The sequence below is a fragment of the Hymenobacter sublimis genome (genome assembly GCF_023101345.1).
GTDB classification, from domain to species: Bacteria; Bacteroidota; Bacteroidia; order Cytophagales; family Hymenobacteraceae; genus Hymenobacter; species Hymenobacter sublimis.
Window position 1 is genome coordinate 660,450 of sequence record NZ_CP095848.1, and the last position, 18,123, is coordinate 678,572.

Annotated in this window: 17 protein-coding genes; 13 read left to right on the forward strand and 4 right to left on the reverse strand. The window is 58.4% G+C overall.

Annotation, left to right across the window (positions count from 1 at the left end):
• The first annotated feature begins 21 nt into the window (after positions 1-21).
• The 3 genes from MWH26_RS02845 to MWH26_RS02855 all read left to right on the forward strand — a co-directional run bounded on the left by MWH26_RS02845 (position 22) and on the right by MWH26_RS02855 (position 3,238).
• The gene (locus tag MWH26_RS02845; protein WP_247975966.1) at positions 22-1,392 is read left to right on the forward strand and encodes an ABC transporter permease; all 1,371 of its coding nucleotides are present in this window, start codon (positions 22-24) and stop codon (positions 1,390-1,392) included.
• An 18-nt stretch (positions 1,393-1,410) separates the two neighbouring features.
• Positions 1,411-2,160, forward strand: coding sequence for a hypothetical protein (locus MWH26_RS02850; protein WP_247975967.1), 750 nt, complete (start codon positions 1,411-1,413; stop codon positions 2,158-2,160).
• Positions 2,161-2,356: 196 nt separating this feature from the next.
• Positions 2,357-3,238 carry a ChaN family lipoprotein gene (locus MWH26_RS02855; RefSeq protein WP_247975968.1) on the forward strand — a complete coding sequence of 294 codons (882 nt, stop codon included), beginning with the start codon at positions 2,357-2,359 and terminating at the stop codon, positions 3,236-3,238.
• 53 nt (positions 3,239-3,291) lie between these two features.
• Here the strand turns inward: MWH26_RS02855 and MWH26_RS02860 are convergent, their stop codons facing one another.
• Complete coding sequence (locus tag MWH26_RS02860; RefSeq protein ID WP_247975969.1) at positions 3,292-3,924, reverse strand: NAD(P)-dependent oxidoreductase; 633 nt, start codon at positions 3,922-3,924, stop codon at positions 3,292-3,294.
• An 85-nt stretch (positions 3,925-4,009) separates the two neighbouring features.
• Between MWH26_RS02860 and MWH26_RS02865 the strand changes: the two genes are divergently transcribed.
• Both MWH26_RS02865 and MWH26_RS02870 read left to right on the forward strand, forming a co-directional pair.
• A complete protein-coding gene (locus MWH26_RS02865; RefSeq protein WP_247975970.1) occupies positions 4,010-4,393 on the forward strand; it encodes a winged helix-turn-helix transcriptional regulator in 384 nt (127 codons plus the stop codon).
• 48 nt (positions 4,394-4,441) lie between these two features.
• The gene (locus MWH26_RS02870) at positions 4,442-5,077 is read left to right on the forward strand and encodes a hypothetical protein (RefSeq protein ID WP_247975971.1); all 636 of its coding nucleotides are present in this window, start codon (positions 4,442-4,444) and stop codon (positions 5,075-5,077) included.
• Positions 5,078-5,173: 96 nt separating this feature from the next.
• Here the strand turns inward: MWH26_RS02870 and MWH26_RS02875 are convergent, their stop codons facing one another.
• The gene (locus MWH26_RS02875; protein ID WP_247975972.1) at positions 5,174-6,796 is read right to left on the reverse strand and encodes a glycerol-3-phosphate dehydrogenase/oxidase; all 1,623 of its coding nucleotides are present in this window, start codon (positions 6,794-6,796) and stop codon (positions 5,174-5,176) included.
• A gap of 132 nt (positions 6,797-6,928) precedes the next feature.
• Between MWH26_RS02875 and MWH26_RS02880 the strand changes: the two genes are divergently transcribed.
• The 6 genes from MWH26_RS02880 (at position 6,929) to MWH26_RS02905 (ending at position 14,077) form a co-directional block, all read left to right on the forward strand.
• Complete coding sequence (locus MWH26_RS02880) at positions 6,929-7,375, forward strand: GNAT family N-acetyltransferase (RefSeq protein ID WP_247975973.1); 447 nt, start codon at positions 6,929-6,931, stop codon at positions 7,373-7,375.
• A gap of 63 nt (positions 7,376-7,438) precedes the next feature.
• Positions 7,439-8,359, forward strand: a complete 921-nt coding sequence (locus MWH26_RS02885) for an MBL fold metallo-hydrolase (protein WP_247975974.1) — start codon at positions 7,439-7,441, stop codon at positions 8,357-8,359.
• A 61-nt stretch (positions 8,360-8,420) separates the two neighbouring features.
• Entirely contained in the window at positions 8,421-9,278 is an 858-nt protein-coding gene (locus MWH26_RS02890; protein ID WP_247975975.1) for an alpha/beta hydrolase, read from the forward strand.
• A 100-nt stretch (positions 9,279-9,378) separates the two neighbouring features.
• A complete protein-coding gene (locus tag MWH26_RS02895; RefSeq protein ID WP_247975976.1) occupies positions 9,379-11,484 on the forward strand; it encodes a glycoside hydrolase family 97 protein in 2,106 nt (701 codons plus the stop codon).
• Positions 11,485-11,593: 109 nt separating this feature from the next.
• Entirely contained in the window at positions 11,594-12,991 is a 1,398-nt protein-coding gene (locus MWH26_RS02900) for an alpha-amylase family glycosyl hydrolase (RefSeq protein ID WP_247975977.1), read from the forward strand.
• A gap of 201 nt (positions 12,992-13,192) precedes the next feature.
• Complete coding sequence (locus MWH26_RS02905) at positions 13,193-14,077, forward strand: 3-keto-disaccharide hydrolase (RefSeq protein ID WP_247975978.1); 885 nt, start codon at positions 13,193-13,195, stop codon at positions 14,075-14,077.
• 68 nt (positions 14,078-14,145) lie between these two features.
• Here MWH26_RS02905 and MWH26_RS02910 read toward each other — a convergent pair whose 3' ends face one another.
• Positions 14,146-16,341, reverse strand: coding sequence for a penicillin acylase family protein (locus MWH26_RS02910; RefSeq protein ID WP_247975979.1), 2,196 nt, complete (start codon positions 16,339-16,341; stop codon positions 14,146-14,148).
• 137 nt (positions 16,342-16,478) lie between these two features.
• On the opposite strand from MWH26_RS02910, the gene MWH26_RS02915 reads away from it, so the two are divergent.
• Positions 16,479-16,832, forward strand: a complete 354-nt coding sequence (locus tag MWH26_RS02915; RefSeq protein ID WP_244695151.1) for a hypothetical protein — start codon at positions 16,479-16,481, stop codon at positions 16,830-16,832.
• 109 nt (positions 16,833-16,941) lie between these two features.
• On the opposite strand, the gene MWH26_RS02920 is transcribed toward MWH26_RS02915, so the two are convergent.
• Positions 16,942-17,295 (reverse strand): HesB/IscA family protein, encoded by a 354-nt coding sequence (locus MWH26_RS02920; protein ID WP_244695152.1) that lies wholly within the window; start codon positions 17,293-17,295, stop codon positions 16,942-16,944.
• A 267-nt stretch (positions 17,296-17,562) separates the two neighbouring features.
• On the opposite strand from MWH26_RS02920, the gene MWH26_RS02925 reads away from it, so the two are divergent.
• A complete protein-coding gene (locus tag MWH26_RS02925) occupies positions 17,563-18,099 on the forward strand; it encodes a DUF7935 family protein (protein WP_244695153.1) in 537 nt (178 codons plus the stop codon).
• Positions 18,100-18,123 lie beyond the last annotated feature (24 nt).

Below are 18,123 nucleotides of genomic sequence, written 5' to 3' on the forward strand. Positions count from 1 at the left end.
CACGATTACGGCTTCCTTCTCATGGATAAAATCTGGCTTATCATTCAGCGCGAATACCTAACCCGGGTGCGCAAGAAAAGCTTCCTCATCATGTCGTTGCTGGCGCCGCTGCTGCTGGCGGGCAGCCTGGTGGGCATCGCCAAATTCTCGGGCTCCTCAGAAACGCAGGTGGTAGCCGTACGCGACGACAGTGCCCAGCAGATGCTCCAGCACCTGACGGCCACGGAGGAAGTGCGCTTTGTGCCGGCCACTGGTACTAACCTGGCGGCCGCTACGGCAGCTTTCAAAAAAGCTAAGCCCAAGCAAGACGCCCTGCTGTACTTCCCACCGAGCTTTACGCTGGACAATAGCACGGGCATTCAGCTGCTGGCCAATGGCAACGTGAGCCTGAATCGGCAGAGCAAAATCCGGAAAGCCGTGGAAAAGGCCGTGGGTGAGCTGAAACTGAGCCGCTCCGGCCTCAACCAAACCACCATCGACAACCTTAAGGCCAAGGTGGAACTGGACGCCGTGGACCTGACCCAGCAGGGCGGGCGCAAAAACAACGTGGGCACTACCACCGCCGCCGCCTACTTCCTTTCCATTCTGGTGTACATGTTCATTTTCATCTATGGCGTGCAGGTGATGCGCGGGGTAGGGGAGGAGAAGTCGAGCCGCATTATGGAGGTAATGATTTCCTCGGTGAAGCCCTTCCAGCTGATGATGGGTAAGATTCTGGGTATTGCTGCCGTGGTGCTCACGCAGTTTGCCCTCTGGATGGTGCTGTCCTGGGGCCTAACTACCCTGGCGGCTCCCTTGCTGATGAAGTCCAATGTGAAGTCGCCGCCCGCAGCGGCCGTAACAGGCATGCAGCAGGCCACTACCTACGACAAGGCTCCGGCCGCCGCTACGGCCACCTCAGATGATGCCGCCACTGTAGCCCCCGCGGCTACCGCCAGCCCCTGGGGCTTTCTGAGCGGCCTGCCCGTGGGCACTATTATTGGCGGCTTCCTCTTCTTTTTCCTGGGCGGCTACTTGCTGTATTCGGCGCTGTTTGCCTCCATCGGGGCCGCCGTCGATGACCAGACCGATTCCCAGCAGTTCATGTTCCCGATTACAATTCCGTTGATTCTGAGCTACATCGTAAGCATCAATGTCATCATCAACGGGGACCCGAACGGCCCGCTTGCCTTCTGGCTGTCCATGATTCCGCTGACCTCGCCCATTGCCATGGTCATGCGCCTGCCCTTTGGCGTTCCGATGTGGCAGCTGCTGCTTTCCGGGGCGCTGCTAGTAGCCGGCTTCGTACTCACCACGTGGGTGGCAGCCCGCATTTACCGCGTCGGCATTCTGATGTACGGCAAGAAAGTAACCTACGGAGAGCTGTCGAAGTGGATGTTCTATAAAGGGTAGGGCAGTCGGTTTCAACTTATGGCCCTGCTTCCTTCCCACCTCTATGATGCGCCGCCGCTGGGCCTGGCCTTAGCGTTTGGCTTGACCACCCTGGTAACGGTAATATGGTTTTGGCGGGCTGCGCGTCAAGCCATGCCGCACCGCTCTGGAAGCATCCTATTAGGCCTACTGACTTGGCTAGCAATACAGGCTGGGTTGACTGTTCAAGGCCTTTACCTTCATCTTGAGGCCCGGCCGCCGTACCTGTTGCTGCTAGGTATTCTGCCAACGCTGCTAGTCATAGGGGGCATATTTGCTACGGTGCGGGGTCGTCGCTTCGTGGATGCTCTGCCGCTAGGCTCGCTCACCTACCTAAATGTGGTGCGCGTACCGGTAGAACTGGTGCTGTACGGCTTGTATATCTCGGGCCAAGTACCGGAGCTCATGACATTTACTGGTCGTAATCCCGATATGCTGGCCGGGCTAACGGCGCCGCTAGTAGGTTTCTGGGGCTTCACCCGAGGTCGGCTGCTGCGCCCTGTTTTACTGCTGTGGCATGGCGCCGCGTTACTGCTGCTCCTGAACATTGTGGGTTGGGCTATTATGGCCTCACCCTTACCGTTGCAGCAGGTTGCCTTCGACCAACCTAATGTAGCCGTGCTAAAATTTCCCTTCGTGTGGCTGCCCAGCGTAGTGGTGCCTTTGGTGTTGTTTGGGCATCTGGTGGCACTGCGGCAACTGATGCGGGCGACGGTACCGGTAGGCAGGCTAGCAGCAGGAAGCCTGTGAACGAGTAGACTTCAGGCCGGAAAGTGCTGACTGGACAGCGTAATCGAAACCAACTTCCATCAAGTCAGTTTATAAAAAGCCCATCGGCCAGGCGTCAGCTGACGCCTGGCCGATGGGCTTTTTCGGATGCTCGACCGTTAATGAAGTCCGTCGTTTTCTCGTAGTGCCAAAAGCTGGCTTTCTTCCCATGAATCAAATGACTCAAAAATTTCTGCTTCTGCCGCTGTTCTGTTTGCTGTTGAGCCTACCCTTGCGCGCCGCCGACAAACCCGCGTATCGGCTGTTCACGGCCGCTGGCAAGGCTGCCACCTACGACAAAATGCTCAAGGAGCTGGCCGCTGCCGATGTGGTGTTTTTCGGGGAGCAGCACAACGACCCCCTGGCCCACTGGCTGGAGCTGCAAGTTACCAAAGACCTTTTGCGCCTGCGGCAGGGCCAATTGGTGCTGGGCCTGGAGATGTTTGAGCGCGACGTGCAGCCCCTGGTCGATCAGTACACAACGGGTGAGTTATCGGACCAGGCCTTTGAGGAGCAAAGCCGCCCCTGGCCCAACTACAGTACCGACTACAAGCCCTTGCTGCAACTGGCTAAGCAGCAGAAATTTCGGGTGGTAGGTACCAATGTACCGCGCCGCTACGCTTCCCAGGTAGCAAAAGGCAGCCTAGCAAGCCTAAGCGAGTTACCTGCCGCGGAAAAAGCCTGGCTCGCGCCGCTACCCCTAACGGTAGACTACAAACTGCCCGGCTATAAAAACATGGCAAAGATGTTCGGGGGCGACGCTGCCCACGCGGCAGGGGTGCAGCATATTATTCAGGCCCAGGCGCTAAAGGATGCCACCATGGCCTACTTCCTCAACCAGGCCCGCCCCGAAGGCCATTTGCTGCTCCACCTTAACGGCGCCTACCACTCCGACAACCACGACGGCATTCTGGCCTACCTGCGCCAGCAAAACCCTAAGCTGAAGGTGCTGACCATCAGCACTGTTTCGCAGGAGCAGTTAAGCCGGCTGGACCCGGATAATGCGCAGAAAGCAGATTTCGTGCTTGTCGTGCCCACCGACATGATTAAGACTTACTAGGCTGCCGCTAAATGTCGGACGGGAAACCGTTAGAACGGCTGTGCAGATCAAGTCTAGTAACTCACGAAGGGCATTTGGCCCACGAATTCCTCGCTTTCTACTTGCTTGAGGATGAAGTCGGCCAAATCGGCGCGACTAATGCTGGTGCTGGCGTTTACGCCTACCCAACCTACGCGGTACTGGCCGCGGGCGGGTCCGGTGGTCAGGCGGGGGGCTCGTACCACTTCCCAGTCTAAGCCGCTGGCTTGCAACACGTCGGCGTGGCCCTGGGCGTCGGTTAGTACGTGAGGTACGGCTAGGCGCATGATGCCCCGAATGAGCTTGTCGGCTAGCTTGGGCTGATCGGCGGGGTAGGGGAGGCCCCCGCCCGAAAGGCTGATGATACGCCGGATGCCCTGTTCTTGCATGGCGGCAATGATATTAGCTGTACCGCGCGTCTGCACGTCTTTGGGCGAGTTTTTCACCTGTCCAAATAAACTCACGACCACATCAGTGCCCTGCAGGGTGCGCGCCACGTCGGCGGCGTTGAGCACGTCGCCGGGAATCACTTCCAGCTGCGCGGATTGTTGCGGGATGCTAGCCGGGTTGCGGGCCAGGGCGCGCACCGAGTAGCCCTGGGCCAGGGCCAGAGGTAAGAATTGTTGGCCGGTGAGGCCGGAGCCGCCAAAGAGGGCAATACGTTTCATAAGCGCAAAAACAGCATGTTTCAGGCAAAGAACCGTAGCTTCGGGGTACTGGTTGCCATGGCTGGTACTAACCTTCAGGTAAGAAATGACGCCTTTGCCCGTATCCATCACCCCGCGCTGTCCCATCCGGACTACCTTGGAATTGGTAGGCGGCAAATGGCGCCTGCTAGTGCTGCACCAACTGAGCGGCGGGCCCCTACGTTTTGGCGAGTTGAAGCGCCTGCTGCCGGGTATTAGCGAAAAAATGCTGGTGCAGGAGCTGCGTCTGCTCACGGATGCTGACTTGCTTAGCCGGCGTAACTACGGCGAGGTGCCGCCCCGCGTGGAGTACGCCCTAACGCCCACGGGCGAGGCCGCGCTACCCTTAGTAGCCGCCGCTGCCACCTTCGGTCAGCATTACCTGCGTACCCTGCCCCATAACCAGAGCCCAGACCACCAGTTGCTACCCCCAGGCCCGGCGAAGGAATAACTTCCATTGACTCGTCTGACTTGTCTTCCTTCTAACGTATAGCTCGCCATGATTTCCACCCTCAACTATACTGCCCTACCCGATGCTGCCGCCTTGCAGCGCCTATGCCAATCATTGGCCGTGCTGGACGCCGTTAACTCCCAGGATCTGGAGTACCGCTATTATACATACAATCCTAACTGGGATGAAAACGAGGCGCTTTTCGAGATGAGCGACGGTGAGGGCGACCAAATGCTGGTGCTGTTTCGGCCGGAAGGCTGCTGCATCAACGGCTACCTGGAGGGGTACGACCAACCCGACAAGGCCCAGGTAACGCGCGGACTCCCGGAGGCTTTCGATGAGTTTATTTTCGGCGAGCCGGTAAATTCCATTGGCACTACCTTTTGCCTGTGGTACACGCCCGCGCACGGCTGGCAAACGGGGGTAGTGGAAAGTGAGGACGACGGTTCGGAAGAGCTGCTCTTCATCTTCGATGGCCGGCCCGCTACCTATACGGAATGGGCCAACGAGTATTTCATTGATGAAACCGACCGGGACCCGATTGATGAAGCTACCGTAGCCCGCATCTACCAGCACGAGCCCCTGACCCGAGAACTGGTACAGGAGCTGATAGACCCGCTGGAAGACTGGTCGCAGCTGGAAGCTGACCTGCAGGCCATTGGCTACCCCTACAATTTCAGCTAAGGCTAAGGAGCTCTACTTAAGTGCCCCTGTAAGGTAGAGGATGCTTGAGGTCCGCGGACGCCAGCGCCAGCAGAGCGGCCTTGAGGAGTTACTGAGTCAGGTAGCCGTTGCTGGCGCTGTTGCCGGTGCGTCTTTTAGTACGTACTGCTGCGCTACTGCGGTAAAAGCCGCTACTTGCTGCTGTTGCCACTGCTGGTCTTTTCCTAGCTCCTGGCCCAGCAGTGCCGCTACCGTGGGGGCCATGCGCAGGGCGGCGCGGGCATCCAGAAACAGCACCCGAACCCGCCGAGCCAGTACGTCTTCTACGGTGCGAGCCATTTCGTAGCGGGCGGCCCACACCACCTCCGCCCACACAAACTCCAAGTTTTCATCTAGCTTCTGACTAAGTTCGGGCCGGTGGGCAATGAGTTGCTGCAGAGCCGGTAGGTCGGAGCCGTAAACGGAGAGGTGGCTGCTCCGGTCGGGGGTAGGCTGGGCGCCGTGAAGGGCAAGGTGGGCGGTTTGGCTGGGGGCCGGAGCGAGCTTGCCAAGTGCAATAACTTTATCGACGGTGTCTTGGGCCATCCGGCGGTAGGTAGTCCATTTGCCGCCCGTAATGGTTAGGAGGCCAGCCGGGGAAACCAGAATTTTGTGGCTGCGCGAAATCTCTTTGGTCTTTTCAGACCCACTCTGCGGAGCCGCCAGGGGCCGCAGCCCCGCGAAGATGCTCAGCGCGTCGCTCCGTTGGGGCGCGTGGGTGAGGTACTGGGCCGTAGTACGCAAAATGAAGTCGATTTCCTCTTCCAGGGCCTGGGGCTCTAGGCTATGTTCGTGGAGGGGAGTATCGGTAGTGCCCAGCACCACGCGGCCGTGCCAGGGCACCGCAAATAGCACGCGGCCGTCCTCGGTTTTCGGAATCATGAGGGCATCATTGCCGGGCAGAAACGAGTTGTCGACCACAATGTGTACGCCCTGGCTGGGCCGCACCAGCTTGCGACCACCGGGCTGGTCCATTTGCCGGATGTCATCCACAAAAACGCCGGTAGCATTCACCACGGTTTTCGCCCGTAGCGCATAGGTAGTGCCGGTTTCGTGGTCGGTAGCCTGCACGCCCACCACCTGGCCGTGCGCATCCTTTAGCAACCCCTGCACCCCGCAGTAGTTAAGCAGAACCGCACCTTGCTCAATAGCCGTTTGCGCCAGGTTGACAGCCAAGCGGGCGTCGTCGAACTGCCCATCATGGTATAGTACGCCCCCGCGCAGGCCGGCGGCTTTCAAGTTGCCCAGGCGCAGCAGGGTTTCGTTTTTGCTCAGGTGCCTTGAGGCGCCTAGGCTAAGCTCCCCGGCCAGCAAGTCGTACATTTTCAGCCCAATGGTATAAAACGGACCGCCCCACCAGCTGTAGTTTGGAATGATAAAGTTCTGGTTCTTGACGAGGTGGGGCGCGTTTTTCAGGAGCAGGCCGCGCTCATACAGGGCCTCGCGCACTAGGCCTACGTCGCCCTGCGCGAGGTAGCGCACCCCGCCGTGCACCAGCTTGGTGCTGCGGCTGCTGGTGCCCTTGGCATAATCAATCTGCTCCAGCAGCAGGGTTTTATAGCCCCGACTGGCGCCATCCAGGGCGATGCCCAGGCCCGTGGCCCCGCCGCCAATTATAAGTAAGTCCCAGAGTGGTTGCGCGGTAAGCTGCCGGATTAAGTGCTCACGCTGGAAGAGGAGTTCAGGGTGGTTGTGCTGCATAGCTGTGGCCGTAACCCTAGCTCAACGGTCCAGGTTACTTTCCTTGCATCAACGGATTGCCGCCGAAATAGATAATTTCAGCCGTGCCCGACTATTGGCACGCTGCGCTAACGCCCTATGAATGCCCACCCTATGTTGTTTCGCGAGGCCCAGGTAGCAGATATTCCCCAACTCACGGTGGTGCGCCTGGCCGTGCAGGAAAACCGCTTATCCGACCCTAGACTAGTTACGGGCCCGGATTACGTGGACTACCTTACCCGGCGCGGCAAAGGCTGGGCATGTGAGGTCAACGGGACCATCGTAGGCTTCGGAATTGCCGACTTGCTGGGCCACAGTATCTGGGCCCTATTCGTGCAGCCGGAGTTTGCCGGGCTAGGCATTGGTAAAAAGCTGCATGAGCTGATGCTAGACTGGTACTTTGCCCAATCTTCCGAAACCGTTTGGCTCAGCACGGCTCCCGGCACCCGCGCCGAAGAGTTTTATCACTGTCAAGGCTGGCAGAATACCGGACGGACGACAAGCGGAGAAGTGCGGTTTGAAATGGGGGTAGGTGAGTGGAATAATCGAAAGCCTCTATAGCCTTTGTGAGTTCCACAAACCAATGAGATGAACCAAGCTATGAGCCGTTACTTGTTACCGCTATTGGCACTACTGCTAAGCCACTCGGGCATTGCTCAATCCAGCTTCACTGTGGTACCGTTAGGCGTAAAAGGTGGTTTGCAGGAGGACAACCTTTCGGCCTACCTGGTGGCAGCGGCCGGCTCGAGTGCCTACGTCTGCCTGGATGCCGGAACAGTGTATAGCGGCGTAGAAAAAGCCATCAGCAACCGGGTGTTCTCTGTTCCTGCCGGCGAGGTAGTGCGCACTCAGATTCGAGCCTACCTCATTTCCCATGCCCACCTCGACCACATAGCCGGCCTGCTGCTAGGGGCCCCCGACGACACGCCGAAAAGTATTTATGGCTTGCCAAGCTGCCTGGCCACCTTACAGAATGACTACTTCAACTGGCGGGCCTGGCCCAACTTCGGCGACGGGGGCAGCCCGCCGGCCCTGAAGAAATACCAGCTGCGAGAATTGCCACTTCAGCAGGAAACGGCCCTTGAAAACACGCCGCTCCGGGTGCAGGCCTTTGCGCTCAGTCACGGCCAACCCTACCAAAGTGCGGCGTTTCTGGTGCGCAACGGCCGTAGCTACCTGCTCTACCTCGGCGACACCGGTGCCGATGCAGTGGAGCAAAGCCAGCATCTGCGCGCGGTGTGGCAGGCCGTGCAGCCCTTGGTTAAAGCCCGCCAGCTCAAGGCCATCTTCATCGAAGCTTCCTACCCGAATTCTCAGCCAGTAAAACAACTGTTTGGCCACCTCACTCCGGCGCTGCTCATGCAGGAAATGCAGGTGCTAAGTCAGTTGACCGGCCCAGCGGCTTTGTGGGGGCTGCCGGTGGTCATCACCCATCTCAAGCCTTCGCCCGGCAATGAAGCCGCCATCAAACAGCAACTCACCGACGCCAACAAGCTCCACCTACAGCTACTATTTCCGGAGCAAGGGCAGCGGCTGGAGTTCTGAAGATGTGTTCAGCAGGTAGACTTTCTCGCACCACTCGTTCCAACCGTACTAGCTTAGCGCCATGGCTTTACTCCACCTGTGCAACGTAGCCCTGCGCTATGGCTGGCTGCTCCTGCTGCTCGCCCCGGCAGCTTACGCCCAAAGTCAGCCGCCCCAAAAGGAGCCGTTCGTGCTCGGTCACACTGACCGTATTAAGTCGACTCAGCTGCAGGAGGAGCGCGTGCTGAATATTTATCTGCCAGAGGGTTACGCCAATGATCCGAAAGTCACGTACCCCGTGATTTACCTGCTAGATGGGTCCGCGGACGAAGACTTCATCCACATCGTGGGCCTGGTGCAATACCTCACGTTTCCCTGGATTGATGTGCTACCCAAGTCCATTGTGGTGGGCATTGGCACGGTTGACAGAAGGCGAGACTTCACCTTCCCAACTCGCAACAAAAAAGACTTGCAAGACTTCCCGACCACGGGCAAATCGGCGGCTTTTATGCGCTTTATCGAGCAGGACCTACAACCGTACGTGGAGCGAACCTACCGCACCAACGGCCAGAAAACCCTTATCGGCCAGTCGTTGGGCGGCTTGTTGGCCACGGAAGTGCTGCTAAAAAAGCCGGCACTGTTTAACACCTACATCATTGCTAGCCCCAGCCTGTGGTGGGACAATGAATCACTGGTAACCCAGGCCCCTGCCTTGCTGAAGCAAGCTGCTCCTACTACCCCGGCCAACGTGTTTGTGGCCCTCGGCAACGAAGGACCTGAGATGAAGAAGGCCACGGAGGCTATGGTTGCCCTTCTGCGGGCCGCACCGGCCAGAGCTGGCCGCGTTGCGTACGTGCCCTTTCCGGAAGAAACCCACGCGACCATTCTGCACCGGGCAGTATACAAAGCATTCGAAACCTTGTATAAGAAGCCGAAATAAGCGCGTAGCCGTTGGCCAATACAAGACCAGTAGCGGGCAACACCGGCCTAGCAGACGTGGAGAAGGACGGCGTATCTTTCCCGTTCATTCTTGCCGGTTTATGAAACGACTTTCCTTCCTGCTGCTTGCGGGCTTCATGGGTACTGCTGCTCAGGCCCAAACCGTTCATTCGCCCACAAACAAGCTTACGCTCAACTTTCAACTCAGCCCTAGCGGCGAGCCAACTTACCAGGTACGGTTCGGGGCGAAACCCGTGCTCAAGCCCAGCCGCCTCGGAATGCTCTTGCAGGGGCAGCCGGCTCTGGACAAGGGCCTGACCATTGCGCGGGTTGATTCCAGCCAGCACGATGATACCTGGCAGCCGGTATGGGGCGAGGTCAAGCACATCCGGAACCGCTACAAAGAGCTGGCCGTGACCCTGCAACAGCCCGCCAGCAACGGCCGCCGGGTAGTAGTGCGCTTTCGCCTCTACGACGACGGGGTAGGGTTCCGCTACGAGTTTCCGCAGCAACCGGGCCTGAGCTACTTTGTGGTGCAACAGGAACTGACCGAGTTTAACCTACCCGCCGACCACAAGACCTTCTGGATTCCTGGCGACTACGACTCCAACGAGTACACCTATACCACGTCCCGCCTCAGCCAGGTCAACAGCGCCCCCATCGAGGCCATTCAGTTGAAGTCGGACCCGAAGCGCGTGCAAACCCCGCTCATGCTCAAGTCTGATGATGGGCTGTACGTGAACCTGCACGAGGCGGCCCTGGTCAATTACCCAGCTATGATGCTGGACGTGGACACCCAAACCTTTGGGCTGCGTAGCCACCTAGTGCCCTCGGTTACCGGCGCAGCCGCCTACCTGCAAGCGCCGGAGCATACGCCCTGGCGCACCATTGTAGTAAGTGACAAGGCGACCGAGGTACTGGCCAGCAAGCTGATTCTGAACCTGAACGAGCCCACTGCCTTCGCCACCACCACCTGGATTAAGCCCCAGAAATTCGTGGGCGTGTGGTGGGAGATGCACGTCAACAAAGCCAGCTGGAACTACGCCGATACCAGCAATATCAAGTTGGCTGGCACCGACTGGAGCCGCCTCAAGCCCAACGGCCACCACGGCGCTAACACCCAGAACGTAAAGCGCTACATCGACTTTGCCGCCAAGCATGGCTTGCAGAGCGTGCTCGTGGAGGGCTGGAACGTGGGCTGGGAGGACTGGGCCGGCAACTGGAAGGAGGAGGTATTCGACTTTGTAACGCCCTACCCCGATTTCAGCGTGCCGGAATTGCAGCAGTACGCCGCCAGCAAGGGCGTGAAGCTGATGATGCACCACGAAACCAGCTCCTCCGTCACTAATTATGAGCGTCGGCAGGATGCCGCTTACCGCTTCATGAAGCAGTACGGCTACGAGGCCGTAAAAACCGGCTATGTGGGCCGCATCATCCCGCGCGGAGAGCATCACGACGGCCAGTGGATGGTCAACCACTACAACCGCACCGCCCAGAAAACCGGCGAAAACCAGATCATGGTGGACATGCACGAGTCGGTGCGCCCGACGGGTCTGCACCGCACCTACCCGAACTGGCTAGCCTCCGAAGCGGCCCGGGGCAACGAGTTTAACGCCTGGAGCACGGGCAACCCACCTGAACACGAAACCATTCTGCCCTTTACCCGCCTCATGGGCGGCCCCATGGACTACACCCCCGGTATCTTCCAAATCAAGCTGGAAGGCTGGAACCCGCAGCGCAACCAGGGCAAGCAAGTGCACACCACCCTGGCTAAGCAGCTGGCCCTCTACGTAACGCTCTACAGCCCCGTGCAAATGGCCGCCGATCTGCCCGAAGCCTACGAGCAACACCTCGACGCCTTCCAGTTCATCAAAGACGTAGCCGTGGATTGGGATGACACCCGCATTCTGCTGGCCGAGCCCGGCGACTACCTCACCACGGCCCGCAAAGCCAAGGGCAAGGAGGAGTGGTATTTAGGCTCCATCACCGACGAACAGGCCCGCACCCAAACCGTGAAGCTAGACTTTCTTACCCCCGGTACCCGGTACGAAGCCACCATTTATGCCGACGCTAAAAGTGCCTCCTGGGACAAGAACCCCATGGCCTACCAAATCCGCAAGCAGAAAGTGGATAGCAAGTCGGTGCTCAAGCTGCAGCTAGCTGCGGGGGGCGGGGCAGCGGTGAGTATCAAGCCCGTAGGGAAATAGCTTAGACTTAAGCAACCCCTTGAACGCTGAGAAAGCAGCAGTGTCCAGCGGCGGAAACCAGTTCGGTATATTGCTGCTACCCCTTTGTACCTAGTGTAATTATCACGTAATGTCTTTTTTGAAAACAGCTTTCAAACGCAGCCTGGCTGTATTCCTTACTACTGGCCTGCTGACTAGCTGCAAATCCGATACGCCGGATGCGCCAGTGCCCGTTACCCCGCCCGTAGCCACTACGCCCCCACAATACGGGACTCCTTTTACGGGCGTGCCTAACCGCGAGGATGCCGTGCTATACCAGGTGAACATGCGCGCGTTTAGTCAAAGCGGCAACTTCGCGGGCGTAACAGCCCGCCTGGATTCCATTAAGGCATTGGGCGCAAACGTGGTGTATCTGATGCCCATTTATCCGATTGGGGATGTACGAAGCGTGAACTCGCCTTACGCCGTAAAGGACTACACCGCCGTGAGCCCCGAGTTTGGTACGCTCACCGACCTGCGGACGCTGGTTGACGCCGCCCACAGTCGGGGCCTGAGTGTGCTGTTGGATTGGGTGGCAAATCATACCAGCTGGGATAATGCCTGGGTTACGCAGCACCCGGAGTGGTACCTGCGCAATGCCACCGGCGTCATCCAGAGCCCGCCCAATACCAATTATACCGACGTAGCCCAGCTCAATTTTGCCAGCGCCCCCATGCGCCTAGCCATGATTGCGGCCATGAAATCGTGGGTATACACGGCCAACGTCGATGGTTTCCGCTTCGACTATGCCGATGCGCCGCCTCTTGACTTCTGGAAGCAAGCCGTGGATACGCTGCGCAACGTGAAGTCTCATAAGCTGCTGCTGCTGGCCGAAGGCAACCGGAACGCCAACTTCTCGGCGGGCTTCGATTATACCTTCGGCTTCAATTTCTACGGCGGCTTCTGGGATGTATATCGCCGGAACGCTGCCGCCACTACCTTCGATGAGCTTAATACCAGCGAATATGCGGGAGCTATGGGTACCCAGCAGGTAGTGCGCTACATCACTAACCACGATGTAAACGGCTCCGATGGCACCCCCGTAGCGTTGTTCGGCGGCAAAGCCGGAGCCATGTCGGCATTCGTTATTGCCTCCTGCTACAAAGGAGTGCCTATGATCTACAATGGTCAGGAAGTAGGCATGACCACGGCCATTCCTTTTCCATTCACCTTCGTGAAAGTGAACTGGGGTAGCCAACCCGATGTAACCAAAGCCTACAAGCAGCTACTGGCCGCCCGCGCCGGCAGTGCGGCCCTGCGGCGGGGCATGCCCACGGCCTACAGCACGGCGGACGTATGCGCCTTCACCAAAACGGCCGGTACTGAGCAGGCCCTAGTGCTGGTAAATGTGCGCAACAGCGCCAAGCAGTACGTGCTGCCTGCCGCACTAGCCAACACTACCTGGACCAATGCCCTGCAAGGAGGTTCCCTCACGCTGGGCACCCAGATTTCGCTGCCCGCTTACGGGTATGTGGTCTTGAAGAAATAAGGTAGCAAGAAGGCGGCCTGAGCTTCATCCCAAGCAAGCAAGTCCGCTCGTACACCGTGAAGCTGTAGCTAGCTGCGGGGGGCGGGGCGGCGGTGAGTATCAAGCCCGTAGGGAAGTAGGGCCGGCGCTGGGCGCCGTAAAATCATTGCTTGAAATGACTAGATTGGGAGCCGCTACCCAACCAACTATCCAGTTCAAGCAATGAGAAAACTACCTGCCCTTGTGTGCGGAGCAACCCTGCTGTTCACGGCTACCTCATCGTCGGTTGCTCCTAGGGGTTGGGAGCCCCTTCTTGATAAGAAGTTGAGTAAGTGGCAGATTTATCAGAGCTACCGTCATCAGCTCGGCTACAAAGGGCAGCCGCCCACTGATGCCCAGGGCCAACCGCTGCCGCCCATTGGCTACAACAAGAACGAGGCAAACGTTTTCTCGGTGCTGATGCAGGAGGGCAAACCAGTACTGCGCATCAGCGGCGAAATCTACGGGTGCGTGTTCACCAAGCAGGATTTTCGCAATTACGACCTGAAGCTGAAGGTGAAATGGGGCACGAAAAAGTGGGTGCCCCGGCTAGATGAGCCCCTGGACAGCGGCATCCTCTACAACAGTCAGGGCGAGTGCGGCGTGGACTATTGGCGCAGTTGGATGCTGAGCCAGGAGTTTCAGGTATCGGAGGGGCAGCGGGGCAATGCCATGGGCGACTTCTGGTGTATTGCCAACTCCACCGCCGAAATCAACGCCGCTTATAACCCAACCAAGGATACCCTACGCTACAACCCTGCCGCCGCTCCCATAACTATGGGCCGCGGCGGACCGGGGTTTTGCCAGGCATCTGGTAACTACGAAGTGCCGAACGGACAGTGGAATGAGTTGGAGCTTATCAGCGTGAACGGCCAAAGTGTGCACATCGTGAACGGCCACGTAGTGCTGGCCCTAAACAACTCCGCCGCTGTCGTGAATGGGCAGCGCCAGCCCCTTACCCACGGCAAAATTCAGCTGCAAAGCGAGGCCGCCGAGGTGTTTTATAAGGACATTATGATCAAGCCACTGGATGCCATGCCCGCCCAGTATGCCAGATACTTCAAGTAGAAAACCCTCTCTACTACAGCAAAAGGCCCCAGCTACGTAGCTGGGGCTTTTTGCTGTAGTAGAGAGGGTTACTGCCCTGGCGAGTACGTGCGCTCGGTGTGTTGTTTGATGTCCTCGGGGTAAAAGAATACGTCTTTGAAGTTTTCTTCGACATACAAGCCGGCTTGGTCAGTGAAGTGAGCAGAGGCGGGCTGGTTGCTATTACCGCCGGCCAGTACGGACCGGGCTTTAACCCGGGGGCCAAACTCGACTACCGCAATAAAGCTGTTCCCGACGCTGCCGTAGCGCTTTTTGGTGCCGGGGTAGGCGCGGGAGCCGAAGGCGGCCAGGGAGCCCCAAGCCGAAGAGGTAAAGGCGACGGGCAGGCTGGGCTTCTGGTCATCGTAGGTTTCCTGAATGTTGCCGGTGAGGCGCTGGAAACGGTTCACCTCGCCCCAAGGCTTCTGCCAGGTGCCAAAGTCGCGGGTTAGCTCCTCAATGGTTTCTTCTAGGGCCGCTACCTTTTCCTGTGGAGTGGTGTTGGCAATGGCGAATTTGGTCAGGCTGATGTAGTCCAGCGTCTGGTTAGCGGGCACCCGGGGGCGGGCCAAGCGCAGTATTTTCTCGCCCCAGTACGTGGCCAGCGTCTGCCCAACGGAGGCTTTCGCGTAGCGCTTGTCCCAGGCTTGCAGCACCTTCATAGCTTCCACTACCTCGCCCTCCGGCGGGTTTGGGCTGTCCACCACGAATTGAAAGTCCTTGGCTAGCGCCGGAATCAACTCCTCAAAACCGGCCAGATACGGATCCTTGGCGGCGGCAATCAGCGTGTCCAACGTGAAAACTGATTTGCGGCTGAGCACGCGCACGGCGTTAATGCCACGGTAGTTTTCCGCATCAGGAGCCATGTAGGCCGGATACTTTTCCTTGGCCGGACTGCTCGGGCCCGAAACGGTGAAAGGCGTGGAGTTGCAGTTCTGAATCCAGCCGCTGGCCGGGTTCATCACCTGCACCAGCTCGGCGGCCTTGTGCAGGCCTTGCCACTCGGTTTTGGGGTTGCTACCGTCCACCGGCTGACTCCAGTCGAACTGCGAGTTGCGCTTGGGCATGAAGTTGCCGTGCCAGTAGGCAATGGTGCCCTTGCTGTCGGCAAATACGGTATTGTTGGAGGCGTTGCCGTTGAGCTTAAGTGTCTTCTGGAAGCTGGCGTAGTCGGTGGCCTTTGTGCGCAGGAACGACTGCTCCAGCGCCTGCAGCGGGGTGTCCATCATGCGCACCGTCACCCACTTATTTTCCGCCTGCTGGCCCACTACGGGGCCGTGGTGGGTGCGGTAGGTAGTAAACTGCTTGCGCTGAATCTTGCCCTCATGCAGGTAGGGAATGGAAATGGTAGCTACTTGCACGGGCCGCAGCTTGGCGCCGTAGCGGTAGTGGGGCTTGCCGTCCTTCAGCTCAATGGTTTCCAGGTATTCATCCATGGAATCAGCCTGGCTGGAGGTGTGCATCCAGCCACAGTGTTCGTTAAAGCCCTGGTACACAAAAAACTGACCCCAAGTCACGGCACCATAGGCGTTCAGGCCAGCTTGGCTGGTTACCTGCACCTCGGGGCGGAAGTAGAACGACGTGTGCGGATTAATCAGCAGCAGGGCGTGGCCGCTGGCGCTTTTAGCTGGCGCCACCGCAAAGCCATTGGAGCCCACCGGCTCCCGCTCTGCCTTTTCAAAGTCGGGCCGCTGCCAAGAGGTAGACTTGCGGTTGGCGTAAAAATTCTTGAGGCGCTCCAGGGGTACCACGCTGATGTTGCCCCCAATGCTGCCCTCACTGAACATCAGTGGCATCCAGGGCTGGAAGCGGCGCAGTAGCCGGGGCTTAACAGCTGGGTGCGAGTAGAGGTAGTAGTTAGTGCCGTCGGCAAAGGCGTTGAGCAACTGCTTCATCCAAGCCGGGCTCTTTTTGTAGAGACTGATGGCCTGGGTGCTGTCCATGAACAGGCGGGCCCGCAAGTCGTGGTAAATAGCCGATTCGCCCTCCACTTCGGCCAGCCGCCCAATGGCATCGAGGTAGTTGGTTTCTACCCGCGGAAAGTCGTCCTCGCACTGAGCATACAGCAGCCCGAATACGGCGTCGGCGTCGGTTTTGCCCTGTACGTGCGGCACGCTCCAGGTGTCGCGGGTGATGGTCACCTGCTTGGCCTGCTGCTGCCAACGGGCAATTTCAGCGGGAGTAAACGCCTGCGCCTGGGCGCCGGCAGCCGGCAGCAGTAAGCCTAGAAGAACACGGTAACGCATGGGAAAGGGGTAGGGTGGAAGCTCGTCATGTCGGGCGGGAGTGGTGGCCGCTTACGGGCTATTGGCTCCGCGTCTGGTTCGGCCGAAATGCTAACTTACCGCCAATATCTTCCATCCTAGTAATACAAAAAAGTATCATGGTTGAAGTAACGAAAGAGGGCAACACCGTTTTGTTCAATGTCAAGGGCTTGCACAAGCTGTGGGCTTTCAAAAGTCAGCTGCAAATTCCGCTCAGCCACATCAAGAATATCCGGCAAGACCCCGAGATTCTGAAAGGATGGTGGAAGGGGTTTCGGATGCCCGGCACCCACGTTCCCGGCCTTATTGCGGCGGGTACTTTCCTGCAGGATGGCAAACGCATCTTCTGGGATGTGCACCACGCTGAAAATGCCCTCATCATCGAGCTGGAACACGATGAGTACAACGAGCTAATTATCGAGGTGGAGAATCCGGCCGCCGTGATGGAGCTACTGAGCCCCGCCCGCGCCTAAGGCACTACCAGCAACCCCCGAAAAACAAAAAGCCCCGACCATTAAGTCAGGGCTTTTGTTTTTCGGTAACTGCGGCCTTCGCAAACAGAAGTCCGTATACGCTACACGGTTAGGAAGAGAAGGAAGAGCCGCAGCCGCAGGTGCTCTTAGCCTGAGGGTTGTTGAAAACGAAGCCTCGGGCGTTGAGGCCATCCTGGAAATCGACCTCCATGCCCAGCACATACATGGCGTGCTTTTTATCCATGATGAGCAGAACGCCGTCCAGGTCGAAGGTTTCGTCCTGGTCCTTGGCTTTGTCGAAGCCGAGCAGGTAGCTCATGCCGGAGCAGCCTCCGCCCTGAACCCCGACGCGCAGGCCGTACTCGGCGGGCACGTTTTTCTCAATCAGAATATTCCGAACCTCTTCCAGTGCACGCGGAGTGAGGCTGATGGGAGCAAGTTTCGTGGAGACGGCCGTTGCCATAGTGTGTTCGTCGTTAGGAAAGTAAGGCGACAAAGATACGAAGTCAGCGGTAGTAGTAGCATGCTGCCCGCGGGGCAACTGCCGTACTACACCGAGCCGTAGCGTCGTTTGGCAGTATAACAACGGCTGGGCCCCCGCGGTTCACGACCTATATTTGCCAGCCAGGGTAGCGCAAGGCCACGTAGTTGCGTATCCATTTGTGCCTTGGTATGCCTGCCATCCGGCTGGCTCTTTCTGCCAACCTTTTTGCCGCTTAATCTGCTCTTCATGGATTCATCCGCATATTTTTTCGACCTGCTCAAAATTATTCTGCCCGCTCTGATTGTAGCTGGTGCCATTTATTTTCTCTTTCAGCAATTCCTGGAGAAAGAGCAGCAGCGCCGCCTAATTGAAATGCGTCTGGAATCCAGCAAAACTACCTTACCCCTGCGGCTGCAGGCTCTGGAGCGCGTTACCATGCTGCTGGAGCGCATTACGCCCAACAACCTGCTGGTGCGTGTGAGCAGCGCCGGCCTCTCCGCCGCCGACTATCACCGTCTGCTCCTGCAGGAAGTGCGGGCCGAGGTAGAGCACAACCTGAGCCAGCAGCTCTACATGCAGCCCGAAACCTGGGCCGCCGTGAAGCAGGCTCAGGAAACCGTCGTAAATTTGATCAGCACCCACTATCAGGCGTTGCCCAATCACCAGGAAGCGCGCGGCCCAGAGCTAGCGCGTCATATTCTGGAAGGCCTCATGACCAATCAGTTCGACCCCACCGCCGCGGCCTTGCTGGCCGTAAAGCGCGAGGCGGTGGCTATGTTTTAAGCAGACCGAAAGGTGCTGACACTA